This is a genomic window from Kitasatospora sp. NPDC048407 (assembly GCF_043200475.1).
Lineage (GTDB): Bacteria > Actinomycetota > Actinomycetes > Streptomycetales > Streptomycetaceae > Kitasatospora.
The window spans coordinates 461018-476719 of sequence record NZ_JBICXW010000002.1 but is presented as its reverse complement, the minus strand read 5'-3'; the positions used below and the strand labels follow the sequence as shown (position 1 = coordinate 476719).

The following is a 15702-nucleotide window of genomic DNA, read 5'->3' as shown; positions in this document are numbered from 1 at the left end:
GTCCCTCCCGCTACCTCTTCGGCCACACCACCGCCTGAGCCACGATGACCCGCTCGCCGTCGAACGTGACGGCGGGCCCCTCGTGCAACTCGTAGCCCAGCGCGAGCGCTTCGCTGACCCGGTGGCAGAAAGCGGCGTCGTCCGGCCCGGTCAGGACGCGGTAGCGGGGCAGTCCGTCCGGCGGCGTGCTCGAAAGTGTGCTCATACCCACAGGATTCCAGACCGCGCCCCCTCACTCCGCGCCGGAGGGGGCGCTCCGCCCTCACCGAACACTCCGTCCGCGCACCACCCGCCGCTGCCGCGGGCCAGGGGCCCGCCGGTAGCTTGGAGGCAGGTCAAGACCCCCATCCCCCACGGAGGGTCGGAGCATGAAGCTGCGTGTTACGGCCGCGCTCGGTACGGCGGCTGTGCTGGTCTCCCTGGTCGCCGGCTCCGGCACGGCCCACGCCTATGTGAACGTCGACAACATCGTCATCGGCAGCAGCAAGTTCATCGATCACCACCTCGGAAGCGTGTACGGCAGCTACGAGTTGAGCTCGACCACCTACAGCACCAGCGCGGCCAACCTCCGTTGGAAGATCGCTTCCGCCGCGCCCGACACCGGATACCCCAACGTCCAGATCCGCAACGACAGCAGCGGGCGCTGCATCCGGGCGATGAGCTCCTCCGTCGTCCAGATGAAGTCCTGCAACAGCCAGGACCCTTTCCAGATCTGGGCGATGACCCAGGGCGCGATCGGTACCCAGTTCTTCAACTTCGCCGTCCGCTCCTGCCTGGACAACGGCAACAACAGCCCCTACCTCTTCCACGAGGAGGGCTGCAACCGCAACAACCCGTACCAGAGCTGGTTCCTCGTCCGCTGACCCACCCAACCCACCCGACAGCCCCCGCGAAGAAGCGCCCTACTCGCCCGCCACGCCCTCGCCGCTCGTTCCCTCACCGTTGAAGAACGCGACCACACCCCGGGCCCCGGCCGGCGAGTGGACCAGCGCCATCACCCGGTCGGACTCGGCGGCGACCTCGGCGGTGCGGGCGAACATCTCGGACTCGTAGACGCGCAACGCCCTCCCCGGATCGCCGGGGTGAGCATCTGGGAACGCCCCGAACCCCCGGCCCGACGAACCCCGCACCCCCTCAGCCGCGAACTGATCGTCGGCGCGGCACTGGAACTCGCGGACGCGGACGGCCTGGAGGGCGTCTCGATCCGCCGGGTGGCAGCGGCGCTGGAAGTCAGCCCGATGCGGCTGTACGGGTACGCGGACACCAAGGACGAGCGGCTCGACCTCCTCGCGGACGCGGTCTACGCCGAGATCGTCCCGCCCTCCCCCACCCCCGGCCACCGGCCACAGGACTGGCAGGCGGGCCTGCGCGTGATCGCCGCCCTGACCAGGCGGGCCGCCCTCCGCCACGAGTGGTTCCCCGAACTCCTCGGCGGCAGCCCCCACCTGGGCCCCAACACCTTCGCCGCACTGGAGGCCAGACTCTCCGTCCTGAACACCGCCCCCAACCTCACCGGCCGCCCCACCGAACTCCGCCGGGCCGCCGCCGCCTTCCACTCCTACCTGGTGGGCGCCCTGCACACCGAACTGTCCCAACGCCAGGCAGACCGAACCGAGGGCCGCCTCAGGAGCAGTGGCGCGAGGCAATGTCCCCGTGCCTGCGCCGGGTACTCGACGCGGACAGCCGCCCCCTACTCGCGGAGGTGATCCTGCAGGCCGAACACCCCACGCCCGTCGCAGAGTTCGAGGCAGGCCTGGAAATCGTCCTGGCCGGCATCGCCGCCCAGACGCTCTGACCGGGCGCCCCCACACACCTCTGTCTCAAAGGAGTTCGATCGGCTCGGGCAGCACGCCCCCGGTCTCACCGCTCGAGGACAGCGGCCGGATTCACCGAGCCACCCAGGCCCGGCCACCTGACCTCACCACACGCTGGCGTCAGCCGCAGGCGGCCAGGGCTCGATCTCGGCCGCCCACTCTGCCGCCGCCTGCAACACCGACTCGGCCGTCAGCCGGCACGCGACCACGAACGGCTCGCCCGGACGGGCCCGGCGCTGCCAGGGAGGCGAGAACTCGAGATCCAGGCCGACGCGCAGCTCGACCAGACCCTCATCGGCCCAGCTGACGGCAAAGGTCAAGTTCGGCTCAGTGAAGCCCAACTGGCTTCCACCCGCCTGCCCAGGGCCGGAGGGCCGGACGCCTGCCCGGCCGAGCCATCGCGCCAACTCGACGGCGTCGTCGGCGGTCAGCGCCTGCCAGCGGAACGACCACGTCCCCTGCGGACAGTGGGCCGCCCCTTCTACGACCAGCCAGCTCTGCCGCTGCCGCGGGTCAACCGCATCGGGGAACTGGTAGCCCACAACGCCCAGTTCGACACCATGCCCGTCGTTGTCGATCAGCCTCATCGGCCCAGCATTCCACGCCGGGAGACGAAGGGGCCGTCAGAACCAGACCTGGAGGCGGTCCCACAGCTGGTTCACCACGGCAAGCAGGCCGTCGACGCCGGTGAAGGCGACGCGGAGCCGCCCCCGGCCCGTCCGGACTCGGCCGGGATCGCGCTCCGAACGGGTGCTGGCGCGATCCGGCGGAGCCTAGTCTCATGCCGTGACCGACGAACACCGGGCAACCGACGCCTTCAAGAACCGTTGCACCAATGCGGCGCTGGCACTGGAGTCCTGCGCCAACTACTTCCTCGACCGCATCTCGTTGGACGAGTCCAACGCCAACCGCAAGGACAACACACTGGACGTGTGGCTGCGTGAGGGACCCCAGCAGCCCGATGTGGTGATCTCACTGTCCGGTCTCCACTCGGTCCGCCCGTGGGAACCCGAAGCGACCCCTTCCTTCATCTACGGGATCTCCCTCGTCCATCTGCCGAAGCTGCCGTCGCCCTGGCCCGCCGACGCGGTCGGCCGGCTCGACCGCTCCGGGGACCTGCCCGAGCTGGTCTGGTTGCGGATCACCGGGCCGCTCGAAGTCGACGCTGTCGCCTCGATCGTGACCGTCTACCGGGCGCAGAGCGACGATGCGGCCTCCGTGCTCCGGTGAGCGGCGTCAAGCCCGCACCGCATCACCGCACAAGTGCCCTACCCCGGGGGCTCTTTCGGGCAGGCGGCCGAACATCCCCGGCCAGGCCGGCGCTCGCCCGGCCATTCACCACCAACGGGCTTGCCGGGGCGCAGCGACGCCGCAACGCTGGTGAGCGCTGCCCCGCCGTCCCGCCCGCCGGTCTCACCGGACGGGCGGGTACGGCGTGCGGCCACACCTCGCCGAGGGGCTGCCGTAGTTCGCCCCGGACGTCCGAGCCTTCTCGCCTCAAGGCGCCCAAGTCGCCCGGGGGCCAGGAACTACGAGTAGCGCTCGACGAGAGCCAGGATGTACTCCTCCAACCTGCCGGCCAGCAGCGCGGGAGTCAGATCCGCGCGGCCGAGTTCTCGCCAGGGGACGGCGACCTTCTCGGCGTCCGGGGCAAAGGCCAGGGCGTCGATCAGGCGCCAGTAGAGATGCGCCGCCGGGTCCTCGTCGAGCTGTCCGCCCGCGGCGACGTACCGGTCCGCGAAGCTCATGCCCAGCGGGACGCCGTGGAGCAGGGCCAGGGCTGTCGAGCAGTGGGCGACGTCCAGGTCGGCCGGGCCCCACGAGGTCTCCACCCAGTCGACGACACCGCTGATCCGGGCATCGTCGCCGGCCCCCTCGAACAGGACGTTGCCCGGGTGGAAGTCCCGGTGCAGGAAGCACGGCCGGTGGGCCGGCGGTTCCTGCCGGATGACGTCGACGGCCTGCTGCCAGAGGTCCGGTCGTGCCGTCGATTCGGGCAACCGCACCCGATCCGTGGAGGTCCATGCCTGCCAGGCGCGCGGCCTCGTCTCCGGCGGGACCTCGACCTGGTGGATGCGCAGCAACTGCGCGGCCAACAGGTCGGCACGGTGCTCGGCGCCCTGGTCGTCCACGCTGACGGTTCCCGGCAGCAGCGACATCAGCAGTGACGGGTGGTCGCAGGAGGTCGCCGTCGGGTCCGCGTCCACGAGCACTGCCGCTGGGACGTCCGTGCCGTCGAGCAGGCGGAGGATCGCGGCCTCACGCGACAACAGGCCGTCCGCGTGCTGGAGAAAGAACGGCTTGACGAACGACCGCAGCACCAGAGCACGCCGGCCTTCCGGTCCGCTGATGCTCAGTCGGCGCATCTCCGAGGTCCAGCCGCCACGCAGGCGCGCGACAGCTTCGATCCGTTCCCCGGCGGCGAGTCTCCGCTCCACCCAGGACCTGGTGAAGGCCCAGCCCTGCTCCTCGAGATCGCCGCCGACCAGCTCTGCGCCTTCGCTCTTGACCACGGCAGCGAGGCTATCGGCAACGCAGCCTCCCAGACCGGTCATCAGAGAATCCCGCCACGGACATGCGGCTCAAGTCGACCGAACCGCACCGCACCCAACCCCCCTCTCCGACCGCCCGTACGCCGTGCCACCATGACCCTCCGACAACGTGGAGTTGGGGGCGCAGCATGGTCGGCGAGACCTTCAGAGCGGGCGTGAAGGCGTGGTGGGTGCGTCGGGTTTCGGGGTTCCTGCTGTGCGCGCTGCTGGTCACGGCCGCCTTCACGGTGGTGGAGACCGTCCAGGGCCGAACGGGTTGGCAGGTGGCGACCGGGGCCGGCCGACCGGGGTTCTTCACGGTGACGAAGGAGGCGCCGCACAATTGCGGCGCCCGGGGCAACCCGTGCGACGTCGTCGGTTATTTCGTCCCGGACGACACCGGGCAGGAACTGGCCTACCTCCAGGTCGCGGACGACGATCTGGGGGTGCATCGCCTCGGCGAGCGGACGGCCGGCGAGGACCTCCGCGGGACGGTGTACCGGCCGAACGACGACCACATCTGGCGGATCCACGCCTTCCTGGCCTGGCTGGGCGTGATGGTGATGACCGCGATCCTGGGCCTGCTGGTGCGCCACTGGCGATTCGGCCCGACGTTGCTCCTGCACCGCTTCGTGCCCCAACCGGTCCGGCGCTACTGACGGATCGTCAACCCCCGCACGCCCCGGGCCCCGAAAGCCCGGAGCCCCCAAACAGAGTCAGTCCTCGAACGCCACCAGCCGCTCCAGCACCGGCAGCGCCTCCAGCAGCACGGCGCGCTCCCTCGCGTCGAGTTCGGCGGTGCGGCGGGCCAGCAGCTCGGAGCGGCGTTGGCGGATCTCGGCGAGCAACTCGACGCCCTCGGTGGAGAGTTCGACCAGCGCGGAGCGGCGGTCGTCCGGGTCGGGGAGACGGGTGACCAGGCCGGAGGCGACCAGGGGGGCGACGGTGCGGGTCATCGAGGGGGCGGCGACGCGTTCGCGGGTGGCGAGTTCGCCGAGCCGGATCGGGCCGTGCGCCTCGATCCGGGCCAGCGCGGAGAGTTGTGCGAACGTGAAGTCCTGCCGTCCGGACGCCTGCGCGAGCTGCCGGTGCAGCCGGGCGACGACGAGCCGCAGCCGCACCAGGTCCGCCGGGTCGAGCCCGCTCTCCACTGCCGAACTCCCGCCCTCCGCCGAACTCCCGTACTCTACCCCGGAGTTCACGGCGAAACATCCGGCGCCACGGCCGAATCGGCCGCCGGATCGACCGCCGGGTCGACGACCGCGACCCGCTCCCGCAGCAGCGAGGCGACGGCGGCGACCAGCGACATCGCGATGGCCAGCGAGAACACCACCATCAGCCCGTCGTGGAACGGCCCGGAGATCAGGTGCGGGAAGAACTCGCGTCCGGTCAGGGTCTGCGCGTTGGAGGCCGGAAGCGTGGACAGCACGTGCGGGCCGAGCAGTTCGCGGATCGGGTTGTAGCCGAGGAACGCCGCGAACAGCGTGCCGACGGGCGGCAGTCCGGCCACCGCGTGGGCGTCCGCCGGGGAGACGCCCTGGGCGGTGAGACCGTTGGCCAGGGTTCCGGGCAGGGAGCCGGCCAGGCCGGCCACCATCAGCGAGAAGAACACGCCGATGGACAGCACCATGCCGGCGTTCTGGAAGGTGGCCCGCATGCCGGAGGCGGCGCCCCGGTCGGCGGCGGGGACGCTGGACATCACCAGCGCGGTGTTGGGAGCAGCGAAGAGGCCGCCGCCGAGCCCGTTCAGGAACACCAGGAGCGCGAACCAGAGGTATCCGAAGTCGGTGGGCAGGAGCAGCAGTCCGGCGAACGAGGCGGCCATCACCACCAACCCCCCGGCGGCGAACAGGCGGGCGCCGAAACGGTCGGAGAGGTGGCCGGCGATCGGGCCGGCGGCGAGAAATCCGATGGTCAGCGGGACGAGGTAGATGCCGGCCCAGAGCGGGGTGTCGGCGTAGTCGTAGCCGTGCAGCGGCAGCCAGATGCCCTGGAGCCAGACGATCAGCATGAATTGGAGGCCGCCGCGGGCGATGGAGCCGAGCAGGGTGGCCAGGTTGCCGCCGGCGAACACCGGGTCGCGGAACAGGCGCAGCGGGAACATCGGTTCGGCGGCCTTGGTCTCGATCACGCAGAACGCGACCAGCGTGGCCGTTCCGCCGATCAGCCCGGCGAGCACCCACGGGTTGGTCCAGCCCATGGTGTGGCCGCCGTACGGTTGGATGCCGTAGGTGATCGCGGCGAGCAGCGCGGTCAGGCCGACGGCGAAGGTGATGTTTCCCCACCAGTCGATCCGGCCGGGTCGGCGGATTCCGGTCTCGTGCAGGGAGCGGTAGGCCCAGACGGTGCCGATGATGCCGATCGGGACGTTGACCCAGAAGATCGACCGCCAGTTCCACTCGGCGAGCAGGCCGCCCAGCACCAGTCCGACGAACGAACCGGCGATCGCGGCCACCATGTTGACGCCCAGCGCCATGCCGCGCTGCCGGGCGGGGAACGCGTCCGTGATGATCGCCGCCGAGTTGGCCATCAGCATCGCGCCGCCGACGGCCTGGACCACCCGCCAGCCGATCAGCCAGAGCGCACCGCCGCCGCCGTTCATCGGGTCGAGCGAGAGCACCACGGAGGTCAAGGTGAAGATCAGGAATCCCGCGTTGTAGATCCGCACCCTCCCCCAGATGTCCCCGAGCCGCCCGAGCGTCACCACCAGCACGGCGGTGACCAGCATGTAGCCCATCAGCATCCACAGCAGGTAGCTGACGTTTCCGGGCTGGAGCGGGTCCAGGTGGATGCCGTTGAAGATCGCGGGCAGCGAGATCAGCACGATCGAGGAGTTGATGGTGGCGATCAGCATCCCGAGCGTGGTGTTCGACAGCGCGATCCACTTGTACCGCGGGTGCTCAACGCCGATCCGGCCCAGCCTGCCCGTTCCCTCGGTCACGTCGGCCATCTCCTGCCCCACCCCTGGAAGCCAGATGATAATTAGCTGATGTGAACTAAATTACTCCGGACCGATGCCACCGGCCAGACCCCGGCCGGCGACAGCACAACTCCCGGCACGGAAGCCGCGCCGGGAGTTGATGCACGAGCCGTCACTGCTGCTGGTCGTCCTGCCGGTCGTCCATGTTCTGCTGGTCCTGCGGCTGGTCGGCGGCCTTCTGCTGGTCGTCGCCCTGCTGGGGCTTCTGACTCATCCGCTGCTTGGCCTGCTCCGCAGCCTGCTGGGCCTTGTCCTTGAACTTGTCGCTCATACCCATGGTTACTCCCTGCGATCAGTAGGGGATTCGGGCAGTTGCCAGGCTGCCACGGACTCCCCACCCCCGCAGTTCGGCAGACCCCTCACCCCCGCAGGTCGACAGGACGGGGGTCAGCGGGGTCAGCGGGGTCAGCCGTGCAGCCGGACCGGCAGCTCGCGCGGCCCGTCGGAGATGAACGACTCCAGCGGCTTGACCTCCGCCGTGGCGAGAGCCAACTGCGGGAACCGGTCGAAGAGCGCGGCAAGCGCGATCCGGGCCTCCAGGCGGGCGAGTTCGGCGCCGAGGCAGTAGTGGGTGCCGTGTCCGAAGGAGAGGTGTTCGCGGCGCGATTCCCGGGTGTGGTCGAAACCGTCGGCGTCAGGGCCGTGCAGAGCAGCGTCGCGGCCGCCGGCGGTGAAGTTGATGACCAGCATGTCGCCGCGCGCGAAGGTGATGCCCGTCGCCTCGTCGTGCAGCTCCTCGACGGCGAACCGCGGCAGGATGCTGGAGACCGGCGGCCGCAGGCGCAGCGTCTCCTCCACCACGTCGGCCCAGCGGGCCGGGTCCTTTCGGACGGCGTCGAGCTGTTCGGCATCAGCGGCGAGCGCGACGATCGCGCTGCCGAGCAGGTTGACGGTGGTCTCGTGGCCTGCGCCGATCAACAGCAGCAGGCTGTCGAGGAGTTCGCGTTCGGTGAGGCCGGTGCCGGTCTCCTCGTCGTGGGCCTGGATGAGCGCGCTGGTGACGTCCTCGCCGGGGGTGCGTCGCTTGGCCTCGACCAGGTTGGCGAGTTGGAGGTAGACGGCCTCGCCGTTGCGGACGGCTTCCTCGGGGGTGGCGTCGGTGTCGAAGATGCGGCCGATGCAGGCGCGGAATGCATCGTGCAGGTCTTCGGGGACGCCGAGCAGGGTGTTGACCACCATCAGCGGCAGCACCCAGGTGAATTCGCCCCGCAGGTCGACGATCTGGTCCTGCGGCCGGTCGGCGAGGCGGTCGAGGAGTTCGGCGGTGATGCGTTCGATCTCGGGGGTGAGGACGCGGATCCGCCGCGCGGTGAACGCGGGGCTGATCAGGCGGCGCAGCCGGCCGTGTTCGGGTCCGTAGGCGGTGAGCGCGTTGCGGACGTCGATCCACATCCGCAGCGGCCAGTCCTCGGCTATCTCGCCGTCGATGTAGGCGGGCCAGTGCTGTTGGGCGTCCTTGGAGACCCGCGGGTCGGTGAGCAGGCGCTTGATCAGGGCGGGGTCGGTGACGGACCAGGCGGGGATGCCGCCGGGGAGTTCGACGGGGGTGGCGGGCCCGAGGGCGCGCAGGGCGACGGCTTCGGCGGGCAGGTCGGTTCCGACGGTGTCGAGACGGTACGGGCAGCGCTGAGTGTCCATCAGGATCGGCCTCCGGCAGGTCAGTTGTACTGAGTTTGATCAAACGCGTGAGCGCCTCGGACTGTACCTGCCGTCCCGCCGGGCCGGGTGCGGTTTCGCACCACACCCGGCCCACTCCCCCATCGCTCGTCAGCCGCGCCGGTAGCGGGCATAGAGCATCGGCCCGACCTGCTCGAGGGTGTCCTGGACGAGGTCCTCGGCGTCCTGGAAGGAGCCGGTCCTCCGGTGGCAACAGCCCGTCAGTTCGCCTCTGTTCGCCTCGAGTTCCACCCGGGCATGGTCCCGCAGCGGCTCGATTGTCGGAGCCTCGTACTAGGGTGTCCGGCGTGTCAATGATCATGGATCGTGATGGGGTTGCGGAGCAGCTGGAGCCGTTCCGCCGCGAGTTGACGGCGTACTGCTACCGCATGCTGGGGTCGGCCTTCGAGGCCGAGGACGCGGTGCAGGAGACGATGGTCCGCGCCTGGTCGAAGTTCGCCGGGTTCGAGGGCCGGGCGGCGCTGCGGACGTGGCTGTACCGGATCGCCACCAATGTGTGCCTGGACATGGGTCCGGCGGCGCAGCGGCGGGCGCGTCCGATGGATCTGACGTCGCCGTGTTCGGCGGGGGCGCCGGATCTGACGCAGTTGGAGGAGAACATCTGGGTGGGTCCGGTGCCGGACGGCCGGGTGCTGGCGGGTGATCCGGCGGAGGTGGCGCTGGGCCGGGAGTCGATCCGGTTGGCGTTTGTCTCGGCCTTGCAGAAGCTGCCGGCCCGGCAGCGGGCGGTGCTGATCCTGCGCGAGGTGCTGGCCTGGTCGGCGGCGGAGACGGCGGAGTTGCTGGAGACGTCGGTGGCGTCGGTGAACAGCGCGCTGCAGCGGGCCCGGGCGACGCTGGCGGACGGCGCGGGGTCTGCGGGTGAGACGTTCAAGCCGCTGGACGAGGCGCAGCGTGCGCTGCTGGCCCGCTATGTGCAGGCGTTCGAGTCCTTCGACATCGAGGGGTTGAAGCGGCTGCTGCACGAGGACGCGGTGCTGAACATGCCGCCGTTCCGGATGTGGCTGCAGGGCCTCGCGGAGCTCGAGGTGTGGTGGCAGGGCCCGGGCCGCGGTTGCGTGAACTCGCGGATGCTGCCGGTGGAGGCGAACGGTTCGCCGGCCTTCGCGCAGTACCGGGTGGCGGAGGACGGCAACGGCTGGACGCCGTGGGGCATCATGGTGTTGGAGATCGTGGACGGCCGGATCGCCATGATGACCAATTACATGGACGTGGATCGGCTGTTCCCGCTGTGGGGTCTGCCGATGCGGTTGACGGAGGACCCGCGCGGCTGACATCCCGTCAGCCCTCGTGGAGGGTGTCGGCCAGCCCGGTGAGGTCGAGCACGATTCTCAACCGGGGGCCGACCCCGCGCAGTACCACCTGGTGGCCCGCCCGCCGTGCGAGTACTCCGAGCCTGCAGAGGCGTTGGAGGTCGCCGGGGGCGGGCCGCAGTACGTTTCCGACCAGCAGGGCGACCAGTACGGGCGGTTGGTGGGCGTCCAGCAGCGCGGTGTACTGCTCCTCCAGTGCGGGGTGGGCGGCGTGGTGGGGTGGTACGTCGAACTCGACGGTGTCATCAAGGCTCATGCCGGTGCTGACCGGTCGGCGGCCGCGGACTCATCGGTGGGGCGAGCCCTCGAATCAAAAAAAGTTCTTCAGATTTTCTCGCCGGGACCGATGAGTCCGGTGCGCGGGCTCCGTCTGACCGGTTGTAAGCGAGCAACGCACACCAGGAACGAGCAAGGAGCACCACCCCATGAGGAAGATCACCGCCGGTCTGTTCATCTCCGCCGACGGCGTCGTGGAGAGCCCCGAGCAGTGGCACTTCAAGTACTTCGACGCCGAGTTGGGCGCGGCGGTCGGCGCGCTGCTGGGCGCGTCGGACACCGTGCTGATGGGCCGCACCACCTACGACGTGTTCGCGGGCACGTGGCCGGCCGTCGAGGAGGCGGGCGGCGACGAGGCCGAGATGGCGAAGGCGATCGGCGACACCCGCAAGATCGTGGTCTCGCACCAGGACCTCTCCTTCACCTGGCGCAACTCCGAGCAGCTGAAGGGCGACCTGATCGAGGGCGTCCGGGCGCTGAAGCAGGAGGAGGGCGGCCCGATCGGCATGTCCGGCTCGGTCTCCGTGGTCCGCCGGCTGCTGGCGGCCGGCCTGCTGGACGAACTCCACCTGTTCATCCACCCGGTGGCCCGAGGCAACGGCATGCGCCTGTTCGACGAAAGCGCCGACCCGATCGAGCTGAAGCTGCTCTCCAGCACGGCGTTCGCCGGCGGCACCATGCACGTCGTGTACGGCCCGGCGTCCGCCGCCGAATGACCCACCCTCCCTACCGAGCAAGGAGCACCGAACCATGAGGAAGATCACCGCAGGCCTGTTCATCTCCGCCGACGGCGTGGTGGGCAGCCCGGAGCAGTGGCACCTGCCGTACTTCGACGACGAGGTGGGCGCGGCGGTCGGCGCACAGGTCGGGGGGTCCGAGACCCTGCTGCTGGGCCGCACCACCTACGACATCTTCGCGGGCGCCTGGCCGGAGCGGGAGGCGGCGGGCGGTGAGGACGCGGGCTTCGCGAAGTCGCTGGGCGACATGCGCAAGGTCGTGGTCTCGCACCAGGACCTCGACCTCACCTGGCGCAACTCCGAGCAGTTGAAGGGCGACCTGATCGAGGGCGTCCGCGCGCTCAAGCAGGAGGAGGGCGGGACGATCGGCATGTCCGGCTCGGTCTCCGTGGTCCGCCGGCTGCTGGCGGCCGGCCTGATCGACGAACTGCACCTGTTCATCCACCCGGTGGCCCGCGGCAACGGCATGCGCCTGTTCGACGGGATCGCCGAGCCGATCGAGCTGAAGCTGCTCTCCAGCACGGCGTTCGCCCGCGGCACCGTGCACGTCGTGTACGGCCCGGCGTAGCGGAGAGCGGCCGGCTCTGCCATCCCCCGGGAACCTTGTCCGAACGGTCGGCAAGGTTCCCGGGGGAAGCTGCACCAAGACTTCACCAATCGTCGGCAATCACCATGCAATCTAGCCATCCATGGTCATTTTCCGGCCGAGCACCTCATTTCCTCCCCAAAAGCCTCGTCGGGCATTCGAACCTGTGGCAACTTAAGTCCTGCGCCTGTGACATTTCACATGTGACAGGTCATTAACACGTGCCCCCAGCTGGGCACCACCACATGGAGGAGAACTCGCGATGAACCGACCTTCGATGAAGGGGCTGACCCTGCTCGCCGCAGGCGTGGCCACCGCCGGCGCCCTGATGACCGCTCCCGCCCAGGCCGCCACCACCGCCGTGACCACGACCACGGAGACCTGCAGCCCGTGGTCGCTCCAGTCCGGGCTGATGACCCAGGTCTGCGCCGCGATCACCGGTGACAGCGTCCAGTTCCTCGGCCGTGTCGCCCTGGCCGGCCCGCCCACCCCCGACTTCCCGCCGCAGCCCCAGACGCTCTCCACCACGCTCTCCGGCCAGGTCGTCGGCGGCGCCTCGCTCGGCTCCATCGCGCAGAACGTGAACTTCCTCGCGAGCACGGTCACCGTCAACGGCCCGACCGCCACCGTCGCGTGCGGTTCCACCGTCAGCGGCACCTTCGGCGTCAGCAAGTTCGGCTGGGGCCCGTCCCCGGTCACCGTCAACGCCGTGGTCCCCTGCTGACCCCGAGCAGCCATGAACCGGGCCCGGGAGTCGCGAGCAACTCCCGGGCCCGGCCCGCGTTCCGTCCCGTCAGACCCGCTCGGCGACGCGCTCCGACCGCTCCGGGGCGGCGGGCAGGCTCGCCCCCTCCAGGTCCACGTCCGGGGTGATCCGGTCGAGCCAGCGCGGCAACTGCCAGGCTCGACGGCCGAGCAGGGCCATCACGGCGGGCACCAGGGTCATCCGGACCACGAACGCGTCGATGAACACACCGACGGCGAGCGCGAATCCGATCGACTTGATGATCGGGTCGTGGTTGAACACGAACCCGCCGAACACCGCGACCATGATCAGCGCGGCGGCGGTGACCACCCGCCCGCTGCTGGCGACGCCCTGCGTGACGGCCCCGGCGGCGTCGCCGGTGTGCTGGTGGTGCTCGCGCATCCGGCTGACCAGGAACACCTCGTAGTCCATCGCGAGCCCGAACAGCACGCCGATGAGCAGCACCGGCAGGAAGCTCGTGACGGGCGCGGCGGACGGGATGTCGAGCAGGCCGTTCAGGTGGCCGTCCTGGAACACCCACACGGTGATGCCGAGCGCGGCGCCCACCGACAGCAGGAACCCGAGCACCGCCTTGAGCGGCACCAGCACCGAGCGGAACGCGACGGTCAGCAGAGCCAGCGCGAGGATCACGATCAGGCCGACGAACAGCGGCAGCGCGTCGGCGAGTTTGCCGGACACGTCGATCGCGGCGGCGGTCGCGCCGGCGATGTACAGCGTGCCGCCGGTCGCGGCGACCTCGGCCTTGTGGGCGCGCAGCCGGTCCACCAGGTCGCTGGTGGCCTGGTCGTCCGGCCCGGTGCGGGGGACGACGGGCACGGCGACGGTGCTGCCGTCCGCGCTCGCCACCGGCATGCCGACGGCGGCGACACCCGGGTCCGCGGAGAGCGTGGCGTGCAGCTCGGCGAGCGCGGCTTCGCGGCGCTCGGCGGGGATGCCGGTGGCGTCGACCACGGCGGCCAGGGTGGCGTTGAAGCCGGGGCCGAAGCCCTCGCTGAGCAGGTCGTAGCTCTTGTGCTGGGTGCTGGCGGCGGGCTGCGAGGCGTTGCCGGGCAGGCCGAGCCGCAGGTCGCGGGCGGGCAGCGCGAGGGCGAGCAGCCCGACCACGCCGGCCAGCAGCACCAGCAGCGGCTTGCGGGTGACGATGCGCGCCCACGCCGCCGACCAAGTGCCTCCCTGCGGAGCGGCCTTCACCTTCCCCCGGGGCCGCAGACGCTCGCCGAGCAGGCCGAGCAGCGCCGGCACCAGAGTGACGGCGACCAGCACGGCGAGCAGCACGGTGGCGGCGGCGGCCAGGCCCATCACGGTCAGGAACGGGATGCCGGTGACGGCGAGCGCGGCCAGCGCGATGATCACGGTGGCGCCGGCGAACACCACGGCGCTGCCGGCGGTGGCGGTGGCGCGGGCCGCCGACTCCTCGATCTCGCTGTCGGGATCGGCGAGTTGCTCGCGGTGCCGGGCGATGATGAACAGCGCGTAGTCGATGCCGACGGCGAGGCCGATCATCAGCGCGAGCACGGTCGCGGTGTTGGTCATCTCGACCACGTTGGCCAGGATTTGAGCCCCCAACACACCGATGCCGACGCCGACCAGGGCGGTCAGCAGCGGGAGTCCGGCGGCGACCAGCGAACCGAGCGCGACGGCGAGCACCACGAACGCGACCAGCACGCCGATCGCCTCGGCCGGGCCGCCGACCTCGATGTCCGGCGCCATCACGGTGCCGCCGAACTCGGCCTGGAGCCCGGCCTCGCGCAGCGGCACGGCGACGTCGTTCAGCGCGTCCTTGGCACTCTGCGGAACGCTGCTCGCGGACTGCGCGAACTGCACGTCGGCGAACGCGATCCGCAGGTCCGGCGAGACGGTGCGGCTCTCGAACGGGTCGGCGACGTGCACCACACCGGGTATCCCGGCCGCCCGGTGCAGACCCTCCTGAAGTGCGGCCTTGGCGGCGGGCGTGTCCAGGCTCTGCCCGGCGGGCGCGGCGACGACCAGGCGGGCGGTGCCGCCGGCGGACTCCGGCAGTTGACGTTCCAGCAGGTCCTGGGCCTGCTGGGACTCGATGCCGGGAACGGTGAACTCGTTGCTGACGGGCCCGGCGAAGGTGGTGCCGAGGGCGCCGATGGTCGCGAGCAGCAGCAGCCACAGGCCGATCACCCGGCCTCGGCGGCGTACCGCCCATCGTCCCCAGGTGTACAGGACCGACGCCATCGCGCCCCCTCGTGCTCAGAACCAGTGGATTTTTGCACCCTAAGGTAACTTTGCATCCGACTGCAAAATTACCGCCACTGGTAAAGACTGGGTTAGCATGGCCCGCATGACCGAGGGTGCGAGGGAACGCGGCAAGGCCCGCCGCCGGGAGGCGATCCTGCGAGCGGCCTACCAACTGTTCGCGGAACGCGGCTTCGAGGCGACCACCATCGCCGACATCGCCGACCGGGCCGAGGTGTCCGCACGGACCGTCACCCTCTACTTCCCGACCAAGCTCGACCTGGCCACCTCCCACATCGCCGAGTTCACCGACCGCCTCAGCCACACCCTCAACCACCGCGAACCCGGCACCACCACGCTGGAAGCACTCGAGCACTGGCTGCGCACCGACCTCGCCGAGAACCCCGCCGACAGCGAACTCGACGCACTCTGGGAAGCGATGCTCGACCGCAACCCCCAACTGCGCGCCGTCGCCAACAGCCGCCTGACCGAGGCCATCCAGGAGGGCGCCCGGATCTTCGCCGCCGAACGCGGCGACGCCCCCGACGACTTCGGCCCCCGCATGGTCGCCGCCACCGCCGCCGCCGTCGTCTGCGAGCTCTACCTCCGCCCCACCGAGGCCCACCTCGACGCCGCCATGTCCTTCCTGACCGCCGGCATCAACACCCTCCCCCCGGGCCAACTCCCCTGACGCTCCACCCTCGTTGACGCCAAGGGCGGAACGCCCCGGGCCCTCTTCCCGCGCCACCCCGGAATCCACCCGATACCCGCCGCCGGGAAAACCCCTCCCAACCACCCTCGCCCCGAGCCCACTTGA

General features: G+C 70.5%; 20 protein-coding genes. 9 read left to right on the top strand and 11 right to left on the bottom strand.

All coding sequences use genetic code 11. The annotated features are described in order from the left end of the window. Nucleotides 1-10 precede the first annotated feature (10 nt). Nucleotides 11-205, bottom strand: coding sequence for a DUF1737 domain-containing protein (locus ACGFWJ_RS07545; protein WP_387647780.1), 195 nt, complete (start codon nucleotides 203-205; stop codon nucleotides 11-13). Between the two features lie 163 nt (nucleotides 206-368). On the opposite strand from ACGFWJ_RS07545, the gene ACGFWJ_RS07540 reads away from it, so the two are divergent. Beyond that, complete coding sequence (locus ACGFWJ_RS07540) at nucleotides 369-863, top strand: ricin-type beta-trefoil lectin domain protein (RefSeq protein ID WP_392946233.1); 495 nt, start codon at nucleotides 369-371, stop codon at nucleotides 861-863. Between the two features lie 39 nt (nucleotides 864-902). Here ACGFWJ_RS07540 and ACGFWJ_RS07535 read toward each other — a convergent pair whose 3' ends face one another. Next, the gene (locus ACGFWJ_RS07535) at nucleotides 903-1061 is read right to left on the bottom strand and encodes a hypothetical protein (protein ID WP_392946231.1); all 159 of its coding nucleotides are present in this window, start codon (nucleotides 1059-1061) and stop codon (nucleotides 903-905) included. Between the two features lie 21 nt (nucleotides 1062-1082). On the opposite strand from ACGFWJ_RS07535, the gene ACGFWJ_RS07530 reads away from it, so the two are divergent. Further along, nucleotides 1083-1706, top strand: coding sequence for a TetR/AcrR family transcriptional regulator (locus tag ACGFWJ_RS07530; RefSeq protein WP_392946229.1), 624 nt, complete (start codon nucleotides 1083-1085; stop codon nucleotides 1704-1706). A 212-nt stretch (nucleotides 1707-1918) separates the two neighbouring features. Here the strand turns inward: ACGFWJ_RS07530 and ACGFWJ_RS07525 are convergent, their stop codons facing one another. After that, a complete protein-coding gene (locus ACGFWJ_RS07525; protein ID WP_392946226.1) occupies nucleotides 1919-2401 on the bottom strand; it encodes a hypothetical protein in 483 nt (160 codons plus the stop codon). A gap of 199 nt (nucleotides 2402-2600) precedes the next feature. Here ACGFWJ_RS07525 and ACGFWJ_RS07520 point away from each other — a divergent pair, with 199 nt between their 5' ends. Then, on the top strand, nucleotides 2601-3044 hold the full coding sequence (locus ACGFWJ_RS07520; RefSeq protein ID WP_392946223.1) for a hypothetical protein: 444 nt from the start codon (nucleotides 2601-2603) through the stop codon (nucleotides 3042-3044). Nucleotides 3045-3343: 299 nt separating this feature from the next. Here ACGFWJ_RS07520 and ACGFWJ_RS07515 read toward each other — a convergent pair whose 3' ends face one another. Further along, a complete protein-coding gene (locus ACGFWJ_RS07515) occupies nucleotides 3344-4327 on the bottom strand; it encodes a phosphotransferase family protein (RefSeq protein ID WP_392946222.1) in 984 nt (327 codons plus the stop codon). 167 nt (nucleotides 4328-4494) lie between these two features. Between ACGFWJ_RS07515 and ACGFWJ_RS07510 the strand changes: the two genes are divergently transcribed. After that, nucleotides 4495-5004 (top strand): hypothetical protein, encoded by a 510-nt coding sequence (locus ACGFWJ_RS07510; protein WP_392946221.1) that lies wholly within the window; start codon nucleotides 4495-4497, stop codon nucleotides 5002-5004. A gap of 57 nt (nucleotides 5005-5061) precedes the next feature. On the opposite strand, the gene ACGFWJ_RS07505 is transcribed toward ACGFWJ_RS07510, so the two are convergent. From ACGFWJ_RS07505 to ACGFWJ_RS07485, 5 genes are all read right to left on the bottom strand, one after another. Further along, complete coding sequence (locus tag ACGFWJ_RS07505; RefSeq protein ID WP_392946218.1) at nucleotides 5062-5547, bottom strand: MarR family winged helix-turn-helix transcriptional regulator; 486 nt, start codon at nucleotides 5545-5547, stop codon at nucleotides 5062-5064. Further along, nucleotides 5544-7295, bottom strand: a complete 1752-nt coding sequence (locus ACGFWJ_RS07500; RefSeq protein ID WP_392946215.1) for an MFS transporter — start codon at nucleotides 7293-7295, stop codon at nucleotides 5544-5546. Before ACGFWJ_RS07500 ends, ACGFWJ_RS07505 begins: the two co-directional genes overlap by 4 nt. A gap of 142 nt (nucleotides 7296-7437) precedes the next feature. Further along, the gene (locus tag ACGFWJ_RS07495) at nucleotides 7438-7596 is read right to left on the bottom strand and encodes a hypothetical protein (RefSeq protein ID WP_387647800.1); all 159 of its coding nucleotides are present in this window, start codon (nucleotides 7594-7596) and stop codon (nucleotides 7438-7440) included. Nucleotides 7597-7730: 134 nt separating this feature from the next. Then, nucleotides 7731-8963: a cytochrome P450 gene (locus ACGFWJ_RS07490; protein WP_392946212.1), complete on the bottom strand. Its 1233-nt coding sequence runs from the start codon at nucleotides 8961-8963 to the stop codon at nucleotides 7731-7733. Nucleotides 8964-9092: 129 nt separating this feature from the next. Continuing rightward, nucleotides 9093-9233 carry a hypothetical protein gene (locus ACGFWJ_RS07485; RefSeq protein ID WP_392946209.1) on the bottom strand — a complete coding sequence of 47 codons (141 nt, stop codon included), beginning with the start codon at nucleotides 9231-9233 and terminating at the stop codon, nucleotides 9093-9095. 62 nt (nucleotides 9234-9295) lie between these two features. On the opposite strand from ACGFWJ_RS07485, the gene ACGFWJ_RS07480 reads away from it, so the two are divergent. Continuing rightward, nucleotides 9296-10276: a sigma-70 family RNA polymerase sigma factor gene (locus ACGFWJ_RS07480; protein ID WP_392946510.1), complete on the top strand. Its 981-nt coding sequence runs from the start codon at nucleotides 9296-9298 to the stop codon at nucleotides 10274-10276. 7 nt (nucleotides 10277-10283) lie between these two features. On the opposite strand, the gene ACGFWJ_RS07475 is transcribed toward ACGFWJ_RS07480, so the two are convergent. Beyond that, nucleotides 10284-10571 (bottom strand): hypothetical protein, encoded by a 288-nt coding sequence (locus ACGFWJ_RS07475; protein ID WP_387862209.1) that lies wholly within the window; start codon nucleotides 10569-10571, stop codon nucleotides 10284-10286. A 169-nt stretch (nucleotides 10572-10740) separates the two neighbouring features. Here ACGFWJ_RS07475 and ACGFWJ_RS07470 point away from each other — a divergent pair, with 169 nt between their 5' ends. From ACGFWJ_RS07470 to ACGFWJ_RS07460, 3 genes are all read left to right on the top strand, one after another. Continuing rightward, nucleotides 10741-11307, top strand: a complete 567-nt coding sequence (locus ACGFWJ_RS07470; RefSeq protein ID WP_392946206.1) for a dihydrofolate reductase family protein — start codon at nucleotides 10741-10743, stop codon at nucleotides 11305-11307. A 34-nt stretch (nucleotides 11308-11341) separates the two neighbouring features. Continuing rightward, nucleotides 11342-11896 carry a dihydrofolate reductase family protein gene (locus ACGFWJ_RS07465; protein WP_392946204.1) on the top strand — a complete coding sequence of 185 codons (555 nt, stop codon included), beginning with the start codon at nucleotides 11342-11344 and terminating at the stop codon, nucleotides 11894-11896. Between the two features lie 280 nt (nucleotides 11897-12176). Continuing rightward, the gene (locus ACGFWJ_RS07460) at nucleotides 12177-12638 is read left to right on the top strand and encodes a hypothetical protein (protein ID WP_392946202.1); all 462 of its coding nucleotides are present in this window, start codon (nucleotides 12177-12179) and stop codon (nucleotides 12636-12638) included. A 69-nt stretch (nucleotides 12639-12707) separates the two neighbouring features. Here ACGFWJ_RS07460 and ACGFWJ_RS07455 read toward each other — a convergent pair whose 3' ends face one another. Then, entirely contained in the window at nucleotides 12708-14885 is a 2178-nt protein-coding gene (locus ACGFWJ_RS07455; RefSeq protein WP_392946200.1) for an MMPL family transporter, read from the bottom strand. A 106-nt stretch (nucleotides 14886-14991) separates the two neighbouring features. On the opposite strand from ACGFWJ_RS07455, the gene ACGFWJ_RS07450 reads away from it, so the two are divergent. Beyond that, entirely contained in the window at nucleotides 14992-15576 is a 585-nt protein-coding gene (locus tag ACGFWJ_RS07450) for a TetR/AcrR family transcriptional regulator (RefSeq protein ID WP_392946198.1), read from the top strand. Nucleotides 15577-15702: the final 126 nt, after the last annotated feature.

What these genes read in the sequence shown, in the direction of transcription:
- ACGFWJ_RS07455 (WP_392946200.1), bottom strand. Translation starts at nt 14,885, where the DNA reads ATGGCGTCGGTCCTGTACACCTGGGGACGATGGGCGGTACGCCGCCGA.
- ACGFWJ_RS07475 (WP_387862209.1), bottom strand. Translation starts at nt 10,571, where the DNA reads ATGAGCCTTGATGACACCGTCGAGTTCGACGTACCACCCCACCACGCC.
- ACGFWJ_RS07480 (WP_392946510.1), top strand. Translation starts at nt 9,296, where the DNA reads ATGATCATGGATCGTGATGGGGTTGCGGAGCAGCTGGAGCCGTTCCGC.
- ACGFWJ_RS07525 (WP_392946226.1), bottom strand. Translation starts at nt 2,401, where the DNA reads ATGAGGCTGATCGACAACGACGGGCATGGTGTCGAACTGGGCGTTGTG.
- ACGFWJ_RS07465 (WP_392946204.1), top strand. Translation starts at nt 11,342, where the DNA reads ATGAGGAAGATCACCGCAGGCCTGTTCATCTCCGCCGACGGCGTGGTG.
- ACGFWJ_RS07450 (WP_392946198.1), top strand. Translation starts at nt 14,992, where the DNA reads ATGACCGAGGGTGCGAGGGAACGCGGCAAGGCCCGCCGCCGGGAGGCG.
- ACGFWJ_RS07510 (WP_392946221.1), top strand. Translation starts at nt 4,495, where the DNA reads ATGGTCGGCGAGACCTTCAGAGCGGGCGTGAAGGCGTGGTGGGTGCGT.
- ACGFWJ_RS07460 (WP_392946202.1), top strand. Translation starts at nt 12,177, where the DNA reads ATGAACCGACCTTCGATGAAGGGGCTGACCCTGCTCGCCGCAGGCGTG.
- ACGFWJ_RS07470 (WP_392946206.1), top strand. Translation starts at nt 10,741, where the DNA reads ATGAGGAAGATCACCGCCGGTCTGTTCATCTCCGCCGACGGCGTCGTG.
- ACGFWJ_RS07495 (WP_387647800.1), bottom strand. Translation starts at nt 7,596, where the DNA reads ATGAGCGACAAGTTCAAGGACAAGGCCCAGCAGGCTGCGGAGCAGGCC.
- ACGFWJ_RS07490 (WP_392946212.1), bottom strand. Translation starts at nt 8,963, where the DNA reads ATGGACACTCAGCGCTGCCCGTACCGTCTCGACACCGTCGGAACCGAC.
- ACGFWJ_RS07500 (WP_392946215.1), bottom strand. Translation starts at nt 7,295, where the DNA reads ATGGCCGACGTGACCGAGGGAACGGGCAGGCTGGGCCGGATCGGCGTT.
- ACGFWJ_RS07545 (WP_387647780.1), bottom strand. Translation starts at nt 205, where the DNA reads ATGAGCACACTTTCGAGCACGCCGCCGGACGGACTGCCCCGCTACCGC.
- ACGFWJ_RS07540 (WP_392946233.1), top strand. Translation starts at nt 369, where the DNA reads ATGAAGCTGCGTGTTACGGCCGCGCTCGGTACGGCGGCTGTGCTGGTC.